General features: G+C 72.1%; 13 protein-coding genes and 1 pseudogene. 9 read left to right on the forward strand and 5 right to left on the reverse strand.

Annotated elements, in window-relative coordinates; all coding sequences use genetic code 11:
* Nucleotides 1–9: 9 nt before the first annotated feature.
* The 4 genes from ABFY07_RS03955 to ABFY07_RS03970 all read left to right on the forward strand — a co-directional run bounded on the left by ABFY07_RS03955 (nucleotide 10) and on the right by ABFY07_RS03970 (nucleotide 3,684).
* The gene (locus ABFY07_RS03955) at nucleotides 10–1,287 is read left to right on the forward strand and encodes an RICIN domain-containing protein (protein ID WP_346173069.1); all 1,278 of its coding nucleotides are present in this window, start codon (nucleotides 10–12) and stop codon (nucleotides 1,285–1,287) included.
* A 160-nt stretch (nucleotides 1,288–1,447) separates the two neighbouring features.
* On the forward strand, nucleotides 1,448–2,749 hold the full coding sequence (gene xynC, locus ABFY07_RS03960) for a glucuronoarabinoxylan endo-1,4-beta-xylanase XynC (RefSeq protein WP_346173126.1): 1,302 nt from the start codon (nucleotides 1,448–1,450) through the stop codon (nucleotides 2,747–2,749).
* 67 nt (nucleotides 2,750–2,816) lie between these two features.
* On the forward strand, nucleotides 2,817–2,975 hold the full coding sequence (locus tag ABFY07_RS03965) for a DUF6585 family protein (RefSeq protein WP_346173127.1): 159 nt from the start codon (nucleotides 2,817–2,819) through the stop codon (nucleotides 2,973–2,975).
* Between the two features lie 88 nt (nucleotides 2,976–3,063).
* Entirely contained in the window at nucleotides 3,064–3,684 is a 621-nt protein-coding gene (locus tag ABFY07_RS03970; protein ID WP_065967912.1) for an L-threonylcarbamoyladenylate synthase, read from the forward strand.
* Nucleotides 3,685–3,774: 90 nt separating this feature from the next.
* On the opposite strand, the gene ABFY07_RS03975 is transcribed toward ABFY07_RS03970, so the two are convergent.
* Nucleotides 3,775–4,797, reverse strand: coding sequence for a YeiH family protein (locus ABFY07_RS03975; protein WP_346173070.1), 1,023 nt, complete (start codon nucleotides 4,795–4,797; stop codon nucleotides 3,775–3,777).
* Between the two features lie 155 nt (nucleotides 4,798–4,952).
* Between ABFY07_RS03975 and ABFY07_RS03980 the strand changes: the two genes are divergently transcribed.
* The gene (locus ABFY07_RS03980) at nucleotides 4,953–5,906 is read left to right on the forward strand and encodes a LysR family transcriptional regulator (protein ID WP_346173071.1); all 954 of its coding nucleotides are present in this window, start codon (nucleotides 4,953–4,955) and stop codon (nucleotides 5,904–5,906) included.
* A gap of 102 nt (nucleotides 5,907–6,008) precedes the next feature.
* Here the strand turns inward: ABFY07_RS03980 and ABFY07_RS03985 are convergent, their stop codons facing one another.
* On the reverse strand, nucleotides 6,009–6,974 hold the full coding sequence (locus ABFY07_RS03985) for an alpha/beta hydrolase (protein WP_346173072.1): 966 nt from the start codon (nucleotides 6,972–6,974) through the stop codon (nucleotides 6,009–6,011).
* Nucleotides 6,975–7,558: 584 nt separating this feature from the next.
* On the opposite strand from ABFY07_RS03985, the gene ABFY07_RS03990 reads away from it, so the two are divergent.
* The 4 genes from ABFY07_RS03990 to ABFY07_RS04005 all read left to right on the forward strand — a co-directional run bounded on the left by ABFY07_RS03990 (nucleotide 7,559) and on the right by ABFY07_RS04005 (nucleotide 13,881).
* Complete coding sequence (locus tag ABFY07_RS03990) at nucleotides 7,559–7,774, forward strand: type A2 lanthipeptide (protein ID WP_346173073.1); 216 nt, start codon at nucleotides 7,559–7,561, stop codon at nucleotides 7,772–7,774.
* Nucleotides 7,775–7,896: 122 nt separating this feature from the next.
* Nucleotides 7,897–8,703: an HlyD family efflux transporter periplasmic adaptor subunit gene (locus tag ABFY07_RS03995; RefSeq protein ID WP_346173074.1), complete on the forward strand. Its 807-nt coding sequence runs from the start codon at nucleotides 7,897–7,899 to the stop codon at nucleotides 8,701–8,703.
* Nucleotides 8,700–10,982: an NHLP family bacteriocin export ABC transporter peptidase/permease/ATPase subunit gene (locus tag ABFY07_RS04000; protein ID WP_428836849.1), complete on the forward strand. Its 2,283-nt coding sequence runs from the start codon at nucleotides 8,700–8,702 to the stop codon at nucleotides 10,980–10,982. Before ABFY07_RS03995 ends, ABFY07_RS04000 begins: the two co-directional genes overlap by 4 nt.
* 1 nt (nucleotide 10,983) lies before the next feature.
* Nucleotides 10,984–13,881: an NHLP bacteriocin export ABC transporter permease/ATPase subunit gene (locus tag ABFY07_RS04005; RefSeq protein WP_346173075.1), complete on the forward strand. Its 2,898-nt coding sequence runs from the start codon at nucleotides 10,984–10,986 to the stop codon at nucleotides 13,879–13,881.
* A gap of 21 nt (nucleotides 13,882–13,902) precedes the next feature.
* Here ABFY07_RS04005 and ABFY07_RS04010 read toward each other — a convergent pair.
* The 3 genes and pseudogenes from ABFY07_RS04010 to ABFY07_RS04020 all read right to left on the reverse strand — a co-directional run.
* A pseudogene (locus tag ABFY07_RS04010) lies at nucleotides 13,903–14,310 on the reverse strand (GNAT family N-acetyltransferase); the annotation flags it as partial.
* 242 nt (nucleotides 14,311–14,552) lie between these two features.
* Nucleotides 14,553–15,200 (reverse strand): carbonic anhydrase, encoded by a 648-nt coding sequence (locus ABFY07_RS04015; protein WP_346173076.1) that lies wholly within the window; start codon nucleotides 15,198–15,200, stop codon nucleotides 14,553–14,555.
* Between the two features lie 172 nt (nucleotides 15,201–15,372).
* Nucleotides 15,373–16,668, reverse strand: a complete 1,296-nt coding sequence (locus ABFY07_RS04020) for a DUF1266 domain-containing protein (RefSeq protein ID WP_346173077.1) — start codon at nucleotides 16,666–16,668, stop codon at nucleotides 15,373–15,375.
* Between the last annotated feature and the right edge of the window lie 43 nt (nucleotides 16,669–16,711).

Consider the following 16,711-nt stretch of genomic DNA (forward strand, 5'->3'; position numbering starts at 1 on the left):
GGAGACTTGATGCCACAGAAGGACAAGGAGGGCCCCTCCGGGCCCACGGTGCGGCGTACCGTCACCATGCCTGGAGCGATCGCCGACCCGGGTTCCGCGCTGCGTCCCCAGGCGGGCCGCGGCGAGGCGGGGGAAGCCGAGGCGACGCCCGCGCCCGTCCACGGCCCGACGGTGCGGACGACGCCGAGCACCGCTGCCACGTCGGACGGGTCCTCGGTCTCGTCCACCGGCGAGGCGTCCCCTGACGAGGCGGTCGCCGACGGCGCGTCCGCGGAGAAGTCGTCTGCCGAGAAGTCGTCCGTCGGCAAGGCGGCGGACGACGCGTCCTCGGCTCGCGCGAGCGGCGACCAGGGCGACGTCGGCGTGGGCATCCTCACCGCCGCCGAAGGCGGAAGCCCACCGGCCGCATCTCAGGGTGACGGCGCGTCGGACGACGGGGACGAGCCACCGTCCGGCCGCCCGACCAAGGCCCTGCTGGCCGCGGCGGGCATCGGTGGCGCGCTGCTGATCGCCGTACCGCTGCTGGTCGCCGGTACCAGCGACAAGGACGACAGCAAACCGGCGGCGATGGCCCGCGAGGCGTCGGCCCACACCATGCCGGCCGACGAGAAGAAGGACGACGCCCCCGGGGTGTACGCCCCGAAGTCGCCGTCGCACGACACGCCGAGCCCCAAGGCCACGGCCAAGGCGAAGTCCAGGGCCCCGGAGCGCTCGGCGCCCCCGAGCCCCGCGACGAAGGGGCCGGAGGTGAAGCCCAGCCCCACCCCCAAGAAGAGCAAGAAGGCGTCGCCGAAGAGGGTCGCGACCGCGATCGACTACTCCAACAAGAAGAACGTCCTCCTCAGGAACCTGGTCACCGGCAAGTGCGCCGACATCCCTTACTACGAGAAGGGCAGCGTGGACGGTCCGATCCGGCAGTACGACTGCGACGGCACCGACGCGGACAACCAGGTCTGGGACTTCGAGGTGCGGTACAAGGGCCTGGGGCCCCGCTCCGCCAACCTCTTCCAGATCCGCAACATCAAGGACGGTCTGTGCATGGACCTGCCGGGGCACGGCGGGGTCGAACACGGCACGGAGGTCAAGGAGTGGGGCTGCGACGGCACCACCAACGACAACCAGTTGTGGTGGCTGGAGAAGCGAGGTGACAGGACGTTCTGGATCCACAACTACGCCAGCAACCAGATGTGCCTGGCGGTGAAGGCCGACCGGGGGTCCGGTGACCCCTCCGCCCCGCTGGCCCTCGGGCCGTGCAGGTCGGACCGCAACCACGAGTGGACGTTCTGAGGACGGCCACCCGCGAGCACCAGCGGGCCCCCTCCGCCGCACGGCGGAGGGGGCCCGCGCCGTGAAAGGCACCCCGGACGGCCTGTTGACGGCGGCGAGGCGGGCCGTCCACTGTGTATGGGAGCGCTCCCAACCCGTGTTTCAGGAGGAGGAGAAGGCGATGCCACGTCGGAGTGAAACCGGAGGCACGGACCCTGAGTTCCCGAGTCGGAGGTCTGTACTGGCGACGATAGGCGCCTTACCGGTCCTCGTGGCCGCGACACCGCCCGCGGAGGCATCCGCGGTGACGGCGGCCACCCGTGTGACCGTCGACCCGTCGGTCGAGCGGCAGGCGATCCGAGGCTTCGGCGGGATGAACCACACCGTCTGGATCAGCGATCTGACCGCTGCCCAGAGGGAGACGGCATTCGGCAACGGCGACGGCCAGCTCGGGTTCTCCGTGCTGAGGATCCCCGTGCACGAGAACCGGGCGGACTGGAGCCGCGAGGTGGCGACGGCCAGGCGTGCGACCGAGCACGGGGCGACCGTCATCGCGTCGCCGTGGAATCCCCCCGCCCAGATGGTCGAGACCTTCGTCCACGGCGGTCAGTCCAACGCGAAGCGGCTCCGGTACGACATGTACGGCGCTTATGCGCGGCACTTGGACGACTTCTACCGGTATATGAGAGACAACGGGGTGAACCTGTATGCCGTCTCGGTGCAGAACGAGCCCGATTACGCGCATGACTGGACCTGGTGGACCCCGAGCGAAATGGTCCGGTTCCTGCGGGATCACGCCGGCTCGATCGGCACCAAGGTCATCGCTCCGGAGTCCTTCCAGTATGTGAAGAGCTTCTCGGACCCGATTCTCAACGACCCGGGAGCGCTCGCCAACCTGGACATTCTCGGGGCGCACCTTTACGGCACGCCGTACCAGAATTTCCCCTACCCCCTTTTCCAGCAGAAGGGCACGGGAAAAGAACTCTGGATGACCGAGGTCTACTACCCCAACAGCAGCGATTCGGCGGACCTCTGGCCCCAAGCCCTCGACGTGGGGGAGCACATCCACCGTGCCCTGGTGGAGGCCGGGTTCCAGGCGTACGTGTGGTGGTACATCCGGCGTGGCTACGGCCCGATGAGGGAAGACGGGCAGATCAGCAAGCGGGGGGCCGTCATGGCGCATTTCTCGAAGTTCGTCCGCCCCGGATATGTGCGGATCGACGCGACCTCGAACCCTCAGCCGAACCTCTATGTCTCGGCGTACAAGGGTGGCAACTCCAAGGTGGTCGTCGTCGCCGTCAACAAGGGCACCTCATCGGTGAGTCAGCCGTTCACCATCGTGAACAACGCCTCGTCCAGCGTGTCGTCCTGGTTGACGGACGCGAGCAGGAACGTGGCGCCGCGCGGCGTGATCAACGCACAGAACGGCTCCTTCACCGGCGAGCTTCCCGCCCGGAGCATGACCACCTTCGTGACCGGGTGAGGCACGGTTTCGACCGCAGGGCGGTGGTTTCGACCGCCGGGCGCTGACACCGGAGCGTTTCAAGCGGCTGCCCTGGTCGCAGGTCGAGCAGGTCACGGTGGAGCGTGGCTTCGTCAAGGTGACCGAGCGGGGGCGGCGCGGTACCTGGGCCACCGCGGGCATCTCCGCGGTCCCCAACCTCACCGCGTTCCTCCACCTGGTGCGCGAAGCACAGGCAGGTGGATGAACACCGCCGCGTGAGGGGAGCAGCCGACGCACAGGGTTCGCTCGGTCCGCTTCGGAAGGACTGCCTCCGGATGGCGTAGGCTCGGTGAATGGCGAAGTACTTCGACGTGCATCCAGAAAATCCTCAGCAGCGCACCATCGGCAATGTGGCTGACAGGATCCGCTCCGGCGCGCTCGTCGCCTATCCGACGGACTCCTGTTTCGCCCTGGGATGCCAGATGGGTAACCGTGACGGCATCGCCCGGATCCGGTCGATCCGTCACCTCGACGACCGTCACCACTTCACCTTGGTGTGTCAGAACTTCGCCCAGCTGGGGCAGTTCGTGCACATCGACAAAGACGTGTTCCGCGCGATCAAGGCGGCCACGCCCGGCAGCTACACCTTCATCCTCCCCGCGACGAAGGAAGTACCGCGCCAGCTGCCGCACCCAAAGAAGAGGACGGTCGGCGTCCGGATTCCCGACCATGTCGTTGCCCAGGCCTTGCTCGCGGACCTCGGTGAGCCACTGCTCTCCAGTACGTTGCTCCTGCCCGGCGAGGACGAGCCGCTGACGCAGGGCTGGGAGATCAAGGAGCGGCTCGACCACGTGGTGGACGCCGTGGTCGACTCGGGAGACTGCGGCACCGAGCCGACCACGGTCATCGACTTCTCCAGCGGCGAAGCCGAGATCGTACGCCGCGGGGCGGGCGACCCGGCCCGGTTCGAGTAGCCGCGGCGGGCCCAGGGGTATCGCCCCGCTCACCGCCGAGCCCACACGAGCGCGGCCGCCCACCGCTGGCCCTGTCATGGCCGGACGCGACTAACCCGCGCCGACGACGGCCAGCGCGCCGTAGCCGGCGACCGCGACGAGAAGCGTGGACAGGGCCCCCAGGGCCAGCCCTCGCCTTCCCGCGCGAAACAGCGCGCCGACCTTGACGCCGCTGCCCAGCCCGAACAGCGCGGCGGCGAACAGCAGCGTGGTGACGACCTTGGCCACGGACAGCGCGGGCGACGGCACGACGCCGCTGGTGCGCACCAGCATCATCCCCAGGAAACCCAGGACGAACAGCGGAACGATCGCCGGGCGTTTCCCCGTCGGGGCCCCGCCTCGCCGACGCCGCACGATGCTGACGCCGGCGACCATCGGGGCGAGCAGGACCACCCTGGTCAGCTTGACGACGACGGCGATGGCGACCGCCTCGGCGCCCGCCGGCGACGCGGCCGCGACGACCTGGGCGACCTCGTGAACGGAGAGTCCCGCCCAGGAGCCGAGGCGCTCGGGACTCATCCCCAGCGCCTGGCCGACGAACGGCACGAAGGCGATCGCGGCACTGCCGTAGAGCGTCACGAGCGTGACAGCGGTCGCCACGTCCTCCCTGTCGCTCTCGGTGACGCTGTCCATCGCCGCGATCGCCGACGCCCCGCAGATGGAGAATCCGGTCGCCACCATCAGCGCGAGCCCCCGTGACACCCGGAGCAGCCGGCCGAGCAGAAGTGTTCCGAAGAAGGCCACGAGCACGGTGACCACCACCGCCAGCACCTTGCCCGCGCCGAGCCCGAAGACCTCGCCGAGTCCGAGCTGGAGGCCGAGCAGCACGACGCCGAGCCGCAGAAACCTCCGCGTCGCCCAGCGCAGACCCTCCTGGGCGCTCGCCGGAAGGCGACCTCCCACGGCGACCCCGAGCACCACCGCGACGGTCAGCGCGCTCACCGCGGGCACCAGCTTGTTGAGAGAGAACGCGGCTGCCGTGCCGACAGCCGCCACGAGCAGCCCCGGGGCCAGTGAACGCACTGGCTCGGCGGCCTCCGCGGAACGCTCGACGGCGGATCCTGGTTTGGTCATGATCTGATCGTCATCGTGGTGCGCGGAGCGCGGTACCGGCCACCGCGTGCGGACGTCATACCCGGAGGGAATGACAAGGTCATAGCCACGCGGCAGGAGAAGGTCATAGCCAAGCGGTATGACCGCTGGTCCGAGCCGAGCCATACCCTGGAGCCATGAGCCAGTTGCCGGATCTGGAATCGCTGCGGCTGCTCGTCCTCGTCGGAGACCTGGGAAGTCTGAGCAGGGCGGCGGCGCAGCTCGGTCTCGCGCAGCCGTCGGTCAGCAAGCGGCTGTCCACCCTGGAGCGCAGGCTCGGCCTGGTGTTGGTGGAGCGCACGCGGCGCGGATCGCAGCTCACCGACGCGGGTCGGGCCGTGGCGGGCTGGGCCCAGCAGGTTCTCCAGGACCTGGACGGCCTCCTCACCGGCGCCGAGGCCTTGCGCACCAAGCGGGACGCGGAGCTGCGCGTCGCGGCGAGCATGACGGTGGCCGAGTACCTGGTGCCGGGTTGGCTCGGCGAGCTGCGTCGGACGCGGCCCGAGCTGTACGTGGGTCTCCAGGTGACCAACAGCGAGCACGTCCCCGAGCTGCTGCGCAGCGGGGCGGTGGATCTCGGATTCATCGAGTCACCGCGGGCCCCGGCCGGATTGCCCGCCCGACGGGTCGCCCATGACCGTCTGCTGGTGGTCGTCGCGCCGGGGCATCCCTGGGCGCGCCGCCGTCGCCCGCTGGGCGTCGCCGAGCTCGCCGCCGCGCCGCTGGTTCTCCGGGAACGCGGATCGGGCACCCGCGAGACTCTGGACCAGGCGCTGCGCCGGGCGGGGGCGGCCGAGCCCCGGCCCCTGCTGGAGCTGGGGTCGGCCACGGCCGTGCGCAACGCCGTGATGGCCGGCACCGGCCCGGCGGTCATCAGCGAACTCGCGGTGCGCACCGACCTCGCCGACCGCCGGCTGGTGGCGGTCGACGTCGAGGGCATCAAACTGCACCGCGTCCTGCGCGCCGTATGGGCGTCGGAGCGCCCTCTGGCCGGCCCCGCCGCTGAGCTCCTGGCCGTGACCAGGCGCCACAGACCGGACATCGTGGCCGCCCACCGCCGCCCGGGGCCGGCCGATCGACATCTGACCTGACGCCGGACGGATTGCCGGCTCGGGTCACTGGTCCACATCGGCGAGCAGGCCGTCGAGGGCCGTGGTGAGGGCCGCGGAGTTGGCCGGGTCGAACCAGGTCCGTCACTCCGCGAGGGCCTCGCGGAGGAACTCGAGGATCTCCGCCCGGGCGGCCTCGGCCTGCGGCTCCACGCCCGGCATGCTGAGGAACGCGTGCTTCGCGCCGGGGTATTCGGTGAGTCGTGTGGACGTCCCGGCCGCGCGCAGGCGTTCGGCGTAGCGGCGGCCGTGGTCGGCCACCGCGTCCTGGGTCGGCACCAGGACGAGCGCGGGGGCCAGTCCGCCCAGGTCGTCGGCGTACAACGGGGAGAGGGCGCGGCTGTCGGTGCCCGGGGGGACGGCGAGCTGCTGGAAGAAGCGCAGGAGCGGCAGGGCGCGGGACGGGGTGTACGCGTACTCGGCGATCGAGGGATAGTCGAACATCGTCCCGGTCACCTCGACCGCGGGGTTGACCAGCACCTGCGCCCGGAGCCGCAGTCCGGCCTCCCTGGCCCGGATGGCGGCCAGGGCGCTGATCAGCCCGCCGCAGCTCTCGCCGAACACGGCCGTGCGCGCCGGGTCGACGCCCCACCGCACGGCGTGCCGCAGCACGTGGTCGAGCACGTCCCAGCCGTCGTCGGCGGCGGCCGACAGGGGGGTTTCCGGGGCGAGGAGGCGGTGCTCGACCGAGACGACGAGCGCGGGCAGCCGGGCGGCGAGGTGGCTGTTGGTCCAGTCGCACTGCACCGCCGTCCCCACGAACCCGCCTCCGTGTACGTGGAGGACGAGGGGCAGCCCGGTCGCCCGGTCGGCTCCCGCGCCGGCGTGTCCGGGCGCCGGCCGGTAGACCCGGACCGGGAGGTCGCGGCCGGGCAGCGCCACCTCCTGCCAGTCGATGACGGCGCCGGGATCCGGCTGCCCGGTGATCGCCCGTATGGCGCTGGAGGCCCGGAAGCGGTTCTCCGCGTCGCGGTAGGCGACCAGTTCCTCGGCCGTCAGCGTCGACCAGTCCGGCTCCTGCGGCCGCTGCGCGGTGGTGGTCTCGCTCATGTCTCCTTCTCCCTTCCCCGGCTGGACGCGGGGTGTGTCGTGGTGGCCATGCCTGCGGAAAGCATGTGTCCTTATTATGCACGCGGTGCGTGCAACGGCAAGCGCAAGGGGAGTGCACCGGTGTGGTCCATGGCGGGGCCCCGCGCCGCCCGGCCCTGGTTGTGGTCGTCGTTCGCCTGGTCTTCAACTGATCGGCACACCCGTCACACAGACGGCACAGACACCCCCCGGCCGCCGCGCCCGCCCGGGCCCCGGTCATGACGGTCATGGCCGAAATGACGTGGCTCGCCTCGCGAAAAGGGCAGGGTTTCCAGCGTCAATCGTGACCTTCCTGTGCGGAAGAAGCACCGATGACGTGCCCGAAAACACGTGCCGCGTGATCGGAAAATCGCGGAATGCCCGGTTCCGGAGGTTGGCTGATTCGCAGTGCCACGTGCCCCGTGGTTACATCCCTTCCGCGCTCAGGCATCCACGACTCCCGGGCCCTCCCGGAACCCCGTGACCCTGCCTGGGGAGCCGATTCCCATCGGCGCCCACGCGCTGTCGCAAGCTCAACGAGCCAGTCACCCAAGGGAGACGCAACAATGAACAACGCGCCCAAGGTCGCCACCCAGGAGATCTCCGACGCCGAGCTGGACAACGTGGCCGGCGGGGTCGGCCACGTGGTGGGTGACGCCCTCGGCACCGTCGACTCCCTCACCGGCGCCGTCGGCATCGTCGCCACCGCCACCACCACGGCCGACGGTGTCACCGGCCTGAACACCACCGGCATCGTCGGCGGCGTCGTCACCAGCCTCTGAGGCCGGCACACCGCCCTCCCCGTGCCCCGGGCCCGCCTGGTCCGGGGCACTCGGCGGTCCGCGGCCGGTCCGCGCGGCGCCGCCACATCGGCCACCTCTCTCGCGGTTGAGGAAAGACTTTCGTGCAGTTCCGCCAGCAGGCCCTCGCCAAGTCGCAGTCGGCAGAGGACATCGAACTGCCCGTGCGCTACGCCCGCCCCCAGGGATGGCTGGCACTCGCGGTCACCCTGGTGGTCATGGCCGGCGCCACCGTATGGGCCTTCACCGGGACGGTGTCGAACACCCTGGAGGCCCCCGGCATCCTCACCCACGGGCAGGGCGGCTATGTGCTGCAGAGCCCCATCACGGGCCAGGTGACCTCCGTCCTCGCCCGGGAGGGCAGCACCCTCCGGGCGGGCGCACCGCTGCTGAAGGTCCGCACCGCCCGCGGCACCACGGCGGTGCGCGTCCTCGCCGCCGGCCGGCTCACCACCCTCTCCGTATCGATCGGCTCCGTCCTGCGCACCGGCGCGGACATCGCCTCCGTGGAGCGCGTCCGCCACGTGGGGGACCCGCTGGTCGCGACCCTGTACGTACCGGCGGACCGGGCGGCCTCGGTGCGGCCGGGGGCCTCGGTCGACCTCAGCGTGCAGTCCGCGCCGGCGCAGACCTACGGGGTGCTGCGCGGCGAGGTCCGGGCCGTGGGCCGGACCGCCCTGTCACGCCGGCAGATCGGCTCCTGGCTCGGGGTCGAGCAACTCGGCGAGGAGTTCTCGGCCCACGGGCCACCGGTCGCGGTCCAGGTACGCCTCCACCGCACCTCCGCGACCCGCTCCGGCTACCGCTGGTCGTCCCCCCAGGGTCCGCCGTTCGCCCTCGACTCCATGACCCTGGCCACCGGCACCGTCCACCTGGCCGACCACCACCCCATCGATTGGCTCCTCCCGTGACCGCGACGAACGAGGGCGGGCCGCCTCGGCCCGCGCCCGCCGGAAGCAGCGGCGCGCGCCGCCCCCACCCGGCCCGCGGCCGGCGGCGCGCCCCCCGCGTCGGGCCGGGCCCGAGGAAGCCCCGGCGCCGGACGGTGCGCACCCCCACCGTGCTGCAGATGGAGGCGCTGGAGTGCGGTGCGGCGTCGCTGGCCATGGTGCTCGGACACTACGGGCGCCACGTCCCGCTGGAGGAGCTGCGGATCGCCTGCGGTGTGTCCCGGGACGGGTCGCGCGCGAGCAACCTGCTGAAGGCCGCCCGGAGTTACGGGCTGCGCGCCAAGGGCATGCAGATGGAGCCCGAGGCCCTCGCGGAGGTCCGGGCCCCGGCCATCCTGTTCTGGAGGTTCAACCACTACGTCGTCTACGACGGCATGGGGCGGCGGTTCGGCAGGCCCGGCGTCCACATCAACGACCCCGACAAGGGGCGCCGTTTCGTCCCCGCCGAGGAGTTCGACACCAGCTTCACCGGCGTGGTCCTGGTCTTCGAACCCGAGGAGTCCTTCCGCCGGGGCGGGCGCCGCCCCGGTGTGCTGGGCGCCCTGCCCGCGCGCCTGCGGGGCACCACGGGCACCCTGGTGGCCTCGCTGCTGGCGAGCCTGCTGCTGGTGGCGGTCGGGGCCGCGGTCCCGGCGCTCAGCCGCACCTTCATCGACACCTTCCTGATCGGTGGCCAGGACTCGACGCTGACCCCGCTGTTCGCCTCCATGGCGGTGGCGGTGGTGCTCACCGCCGTACTGACCGGTGTCCAGCAGGCGAATCTGCTGCGCGGACGCATCATCTCCTCCACCCTCGGCAGCGCGCGTTTCCTGCGGCATCTGCTGCGGCTGCCCGTCACGTTCTTCGCCCAGCGCAGCCCGGCGGACCTCGTCCAGCGGCTGCGCTCCAACGACACCGTCGCCGAGACGCTGGCCCGCGATCTGGCCGCCGCGGCCGTCGACGGGGTCGTGGTGGTGCTCTACGCCTGCCTGCTGTGGAGCTACGACACCCAACTCGCCCTGGTGGGAGTCGGGCTGGCGCTGCTCAACGTGGTGGCCATGCGGGTGGTGATACGGCTGCGGGCCACCAGGACCCAGAAGCTGCGGGCCGACACCGCGCGCCTGACCACCACGTCGTACACCGGTCTCCAGCTCATCGAGACGGTGAAGGCCACCGGCGGGGAGGCGGGCTACTTCCGCCGCTGGGCGGGCCAGCACGCCACCACCCTGGAGGAGCAGCAGCGCCTCGGGGTGCCGGGCGCCGTCCTGGCCGTCGTCGCCCCCACCCTCGCCACGCTCAACAGCGCCCTCATCCTCTGGATCGGCGGGCTGCGCGCCGTCGAGGGACATGTCTCCATCGGTCTGCTGGTGGCCTTCCAGGCGCTCGTGGCCCGCTTCACCGCGCCCATCGCACGGCTGGGCGGCGTGGCGGGCCGCATCCAGGACTTCTCCGCCGACGTGAATCGGCTCAAGGACGTGGAGAACTTCCCGGTGGACTCCCTCTACACCCGCGACGAGCCACGCGAGGACACCCGCCGGCTCACCGGACAGGTGACGCTGGAGAACATCACCTTCGGCTACAGCCCGCTGGACGAACCGCTGCTGCGCGACTTCTCGCTGTCCGTCGGCCCCGGCCGGCAGGTGGCGCTGGTCGGCGCCTCCGGCAGCGGCAAGTCCACCGTCTCCCGGCTCGTCTCCGGCCTCTACACCCCCTGGGAAGGGGTCATCCGCATCGACGGACAGCGGCTGGAGGACATCCCCCGAGCGGCGCTGGCCGCCTCGGTCTCCTTCGTCGACCAGGACGTGTTCCTGTTCGAGGGCACGGTGCGGGACAACGTGGCGCTGTGGGATCCGTCCATCCCCGACGAGGCGGTGGTGGACGCCCTGCGGGACGCCGCGCTCTACGACGATGTGATCGCCCGCCACCCCGAGGGCGTTTACTGCCGCGTGGAGCAGGACGGCCGCAACTTCTCCGGCGGGCAGCGACAGCGGCTGGAGATCGCCCGCGCCCTGGTCCGCCGCCCCAGCGTACTGGTGCTCGACGAGGTCACCAGCGCGCTGGACGCGCGCACCGAACAGATCGTCATGGACAATCTGCGCCGCCGCGGCTGCGCGTGCGTGGTGATCGCCCACCGGCTCAGCACCGTGCGGGACAGCGACGAGATCCTCGTCCTGAACCGCGGCACGGTGGTCGAACGCGGACGCCATGAGGACCTCGCCGCCGCCGGAGGCCCGTACGCCGAGCTGATGAGGGAGCACTGACATGGCGTCCGTTCACCCGGCCGCGCCGGTGGCCACGGACGGCGGCGACGCGGTGCTCCAGGCGCTCGGCGCCCTCGGCACGCCCGTCGGCGCCGGGCTGCGCAGCCTTCCGCTGGAGGGGCCGCAGGTGCTCTGGCTGGTGGCCGGCGGCGCCCTGGACCTGTTCGCGGTCGACGCGGCCGAAGAGGGGCAGTGGCACTTCCTGGGCCGCCTGGAGACCGGCGCGGCGCTCCCGGGCCCGGTCGAGGGGCCGCGCCACACCCTGCTCGGCCGCCCCTCGCAGGACTGCCTGCTGCGCCGCATCCCGCTGCGCGAGCTGTACCGGCCGGAGGCCTACGACGCGTACGGCGCGCACGGCACGGGCCGCGCCGACGATCCGTACGGCATGTACGGCACCTACGGCGCGTACGGGGGCGGCGGGGTCCAGGACACCGCGCCCACGCCGCTGGAGCACGCCGTGGCGCTCGGGGTGAGCCGCAGCCTCGGCGTCCTCTTCCAGGCCCCGCTGCACGGCGGGGCCGCGCCCGACGCGGAGGCGGCCGACGAGGACCTGCTCTGGCTCCCGGTGCCACCCGGCAGTGTGCGCTACGGCGCCGAGTACAGCGACCGGGCCGCCGGCGACCTGCTGATCGACGGCGCGCTGTGGCAGCGGATGGTCAACCAGCAGTACCGTCTCGGCACCGCCGTGGACCGCTGGATCGAGACCATGGAGCGGGCCCACGCGGACCGCACCGCGGCCGGGATCCGGGCCGGTGAGGCCATGCGCTCCCGCGCCGACCAGGCGCTGATCGCCTCCATCGGAGGGCCGCGGCGCGACCGGCGGCCGTCGGAGGAGAGCACCGACGACGTCGTTCACGCGGTGTGCCGCGCCGTGGCGGAGGCCGCCGGGATCACCCTGCCGGAACCGCCGAGGGGCCGCGTGGCCGAGGACCGCACGGACCCGGTGGAGCGCGTCGCCGCACACGCCCGGATCCGCACCCGCGCCGTCCGGCTGGAGGGCCGCTGGTGGCGGGAGGACACCGGCCCGCTGGTGGGCTACCGCGCCAGGTCCGGGGCGCCGGTGGCGCTGCTGTGGCGGCGCGGCGGCTACGAGGCGGTCAACCCCGTCTCCGGCCTGCGGATCCGCGTCGGCGGGAGCAACGCGGAGGAGTTCGAACCACGGGCCGTGATGTTCTACCGCCCGCTGCCCGACCGGCCGATGACGGTGTGGCGGCTGATGCGTTTCACCGCCCGGGGATCCGCCGGGGACATCCGCAACCTGCTGATCAGCGGGGTGGTGACGGTGGCGCTCGGCGCGCTGGTGCCCCTCGCCACCGGACAGGTGCTCGGCGGATTCGTGCCCCGCGCCGAGAAGAGCCCCATCGTCCAGATCTCCCTGGCCCTGATCGTCTCCGGTGTCGTCGCCGCCGCCTTCATGCTGCTGCAGAACCTCACGCTGCTGCGGCTCGAGGGGCGGCTGGAGGCCACCCTCCAGCCCGCCGTGTGGGACCGGCTGCTGCGGCTGCCCACCACCTTCTTCGCCCGGCGCTCCACCGGAGAGCTGGCCGGCGCGGCGCTGGGCATCAGCGCCATGCGCCGGGTGCTGGCCGGAATCGCGCCGACGGTCCTCCAGGCCGGCACCGTGGGCGCGGTGAACCTCGCCCTGCTGATGTACTACAGCGCTTCCCTCGCCCTCGCGGTGATCGCCCTCCTGCTGGTGGTCTCCGGAGTCTTCCTGGGGATGGGCCTGTGGCAGGTGCGCTGGCAGCGGCGGCTGGTGGAGAGCGAGAACAAGCTCGACAACCAGGCGTTCCAGACCCTGCGGGGCCTTCCCAAGCTGCGGGTCGCCGCGGCCGAGAACTTCGCGTACGCGGCGTGGGCCCGCGGCTTCGCCCACTCCCGCGAACTGCACCAGCGCACCGGGCGCATCAAGAACCTCACCCAGGTCCTGGACGCGGTCTACCTTCCGCTGGTCTCGCTCGTCGTGTTCATGCTGCTGGCCGGTCCGGCGCGGGGGAGCATGTCGGCGGGCGCCTTCCTGACGTTCAACACCTCGGTGACCATGCTGCTCACCTCGCTCACCCAGCTCACCAACGCCCTGGTCTCGGTGGTCGCCGTCCTGCCCCTGTTCGAGCAGGTCAAGCCGATCCTGGACGAGCTGCCCGAGGTACGTGGCGGCAGCGCCCCGCCGGGGGTGCTCTCGGGCGACCTCAGGGCCAGGAACCTCACCTTCCGCTACGGCGACGACGGGCCCCTGGTGCTCGACGACGTCTCACTGGAGATCCGGCCGGGCGAGTTCGTCGCCGTCGTCGGGCCGAGCGGCTGCGGGAAGTCGACGCTGCTCCGGCTGCTCATCGGCTTCGAACGGCCGGTGTCCGGCAGTGTGCTCTACGACGGCCAGGACCTCGCCGCCCTCGACCAGGCGGCGGTGCGCCGCCAGTGCGGGGTGGTCCTGCAGAATGCCCAGCCCCTGGGCGGAACGGTGCTCGAATGCATCCGCGGCGCCGAGTCGTACACCCCCGAGGAGGCCATGGCGGCCGCCGAGCTGGCGGGTCTGGCCGAGGACATCCGCCAGATGCCCATGGGGCTCCAGACCATGATCTCCGGAAGCGGCGCCATCTCCGGCGGCCAGCGGCAGCGGTTGATGATCGCCCAGGCCCTGATCCGCCGACCGCGCATCCTCTTCTTCGACGAGGCCACCAGCGCCCTCGACAACGACACCCAGCGCATCGTCATCGAGAGCACCCGCCGCCTCAACGCCAGCCGACTGGTGATCGCGCACCGGCTGTCCACCGTCATGGACGCCGACCGCGTCCTGGTCATGGAGGGCGGCCGGATCGTGGAGCAGGGCGCCCCCGCCGCGTTGATGGCCGTTCCCGGCGGAAAGCTGCATGAACTGGTGCGGCGGCAGATGCGGTAGCGGGGGAGGGCGCGTCACGGGGTGCGCGTCAGGCCGGAACGGCCCTGGTTGGGTCCGCTCGACGAGCTTCAGCATCTCGGGCACGTCGGCCGCACCCAGTTCGATCACGTCGGAGTCGATCGCGAGGCCGGCCTGAGCCGGTGGGCCGCTGCCGGGCCGGACCATCTGCCGGCCTTCGAGGACGAAAACCGGCTCCCGGTCCGAGGGCGGGGTCGCCGGGCAGCCGAACATGTCGGCGAACTCGCCACGCCCGAGGAGCCGGGCGAGGTCGGCCCAGTCCGCCGGGCCCGGATCCGCGGTCACCGACGAGAAGGTCGCGACATCGGGCAGGTACGTGGCGGCCCGGCCGCGCCGGCGGGCGAGATCCGCGTGGTGACCGCGCAGTGACTCGCCCACGGGGTCGTCGAGCGCGGCGTCACCGCTCCTCATTCGCTGCACCCTTCCACCTCGGCGGACCCTTACTCTCTCAACAGCCACGAGTACCGGTACGACCAGGGGATCACCGAGCGGGGACCTCCTGGTCGGCAGCCAGATCCTGAGCGGGGCGGGGCTCGCGGCCGGCGTCACCGGCCTGGTCTCCGGCACCGAACGATGATCACCGACGCGGTGCCGCCGGCCACCCGTGCCAGGACCCGGGCCCGGCCCGTCCCGCCCGCCGGACGGCGGGCGCGTCAGCTCGTCGGCGCCGGGTCCGAGGACAGCTCCAGACCGCGGGCGGTGACCGGCCGGGCGCTGCCGTCGGCCAGCCGGTAGGACAGGCCCACCACCGCGGTGCGTCCCGCGTCGACCTGGTCGGCCAGTTCCCGGGAGCGGTCCATGAGGAAGTCGACGGTGAGCCGGACGTGGGTGGCGATGAAGTCCTCGTCCTCGCTCACCCCGGCGGCCTGAGCGGCCAGCACGCTGGGGGTCACGCGCTCGATCACATCCCTCAGGTATCCGCGGCCGGGCGTGCCGTCCGCCACAGCGGCGCGGGCCGCCCCGACCGCCCCGCAGGCGTCATGGCCGAGGACCACGACCAGCGGGCAGTCCAGCACGCTCACCCCGTACTCGATGCTGCCCAGGACCTCGGGCCCCGCCGCGTGCCCGGCGGTGCGGACGACGAACAGGTCCCCCAGCCCCTGGTCGAAGATGATCTCGGCGGCCAGCCGGGAGTCGGAGCACCCGAGCAGCACGGCGAACGGGCGCTGGGCGGAGGCCAGGTCGGCGCGGCGGGCGGCGTCCTGGTTGGGGTGCCGGGGCGTGCCGGCGGCGAAGCGGCGGTTGCCGGCCAGGAGCAGGTCGAAGGCTTCGCGCGGGGTGGAAGGCATGGCGTCACTCATGGCCGCAGGGTACGACCCGAGCCGGCTCGCCGACGCACGGGGGCCGCCAGCGGTGTGGTGGGTGTCGTCTCGACGGAGGAGCCGGCGGGGGCGTCGGCGCGGTGCGGACGGGGGTGTCGGCGGGGTGCGGGCGGGAGTGCAGGCGAGCCCGGCATGATCCAAACGAGAGGCCCTAAGCCCACGGGATGGTCAGCCAGGGGCTTGCCGGATCGGTGGTGAGGACGCGGTGAGCGCTGAGCACGTCCTGGTACCACGTGCCGAACTCCTCGTCGTCGAAGTGGAGGCAGCGGCCGAGGATGTAGGCGGCGGAGAAGTCCTCCCAGGAGCGGTAGGCGGTCCGGGCGGCGGTGCTCGCCCGGAGGATGGCGCTCTCCGATTCCTGCTGGGTGCAGTAGCGGGCGCCCAGGCCCCAGCGGGCCATCCCCGCGGCCCGTCCGTAGTCCCACGCCGCCACCGTGCGGATGAACGCGTCCTCGGCCAGCAGACCGTCCGCGCGGAAGCGCTTCTCGTAGCGGGCGATCCGGCCGATGAGCCGCTGCACTCCCGCGATCCGGGCCTTCACCTCGGTGTCGCTGAGCGGCTCGACCTTCGTCACGCCGTCCGGGCCGAGCCGGTATTCGGTCCCCGTGCTGTTCTCCCGCAACACCCGCTCGGCGACCTTCCGCCAGTGGTCCGTCCCGACCTCGCCGCCGAAGTCGCGGGCCAGCGCCCGCCGGACGCCGAGTGTGAACTCCCACACCCCGCTGACCTGGCCCGCGTTGAGCAGATCCTCCTGGTAGTGCTGCCATTCCCGGCGGCTGGTGATGTCCCACCAGTCCTTGAGCCGCTTCTTCTCGCTGTGGTAGCCCGTGCCGTGGTAGGCGACGGCGTTCCAGAGCTGACCGTTGTTGACGGACAGCAGGGCGGCCAGGCCCAGGCCATGGGCCGTCTGCCCCGAGGCCGCCGCGCCCCCTTCCAGGGCGCGCAGCAGCGTCCGGTGGGGAGGGAAGCCGCAGCAGTCGCATTTCGGGGCGCGCTCGACGTGTCCGTGCCACAGGGCCCGGTGTGTCGGTGTCGCCGGGAAGAACACCTCACACGGGCTGCCCGGATTGATCACGATCCACGTCGTGGAGCCGTTCTGCCACGTCCTCGCGAACCAGTCCAGTGGCTCGCAGTTGAAGACCGTGTCCGCGTCGTGGTCGGGGGGCGGCAGCATCCCCTCGGTGAGGATGGGCAGGCAGTTGGCGCGGACCTGGGGATACCAGTAGGGCGTGCAGCGGAGGGTCGTCGGATGGGCGTCGAGCCGGGCCTTGGAGTCGGCGATGAAGAGGTCCGCGCCGGCCAGCACGTCGAAGTACGCCGGCCAGTCACCGCGCAGCTTGGCCTCGTACAGCTTCCGCTCGACCGCGCCCGGCGCCTGCCACGCGTCCCGCGGCTCCCGCGCCAGGTGGTCCCCCCGGCCGGTGGTGGTTCCCTCCCCGTTCCCCATGGCGGACCACTCTACCGAGCGATCCGCCCCCGTCCGCCGGGCA

It is taken from the genome of Streptomyces sparsogenes subsp. cuspidosporus (assembly GCF_039532705.1).
In the GTDB taxonomy this organism is placed as follows: domain Bacteria; phylum Actinomycetota; class Actinomycetes; order Streptomycetales; family Streptomycetaceae; genus Streptomyces; species Streptomyces sparsogenes.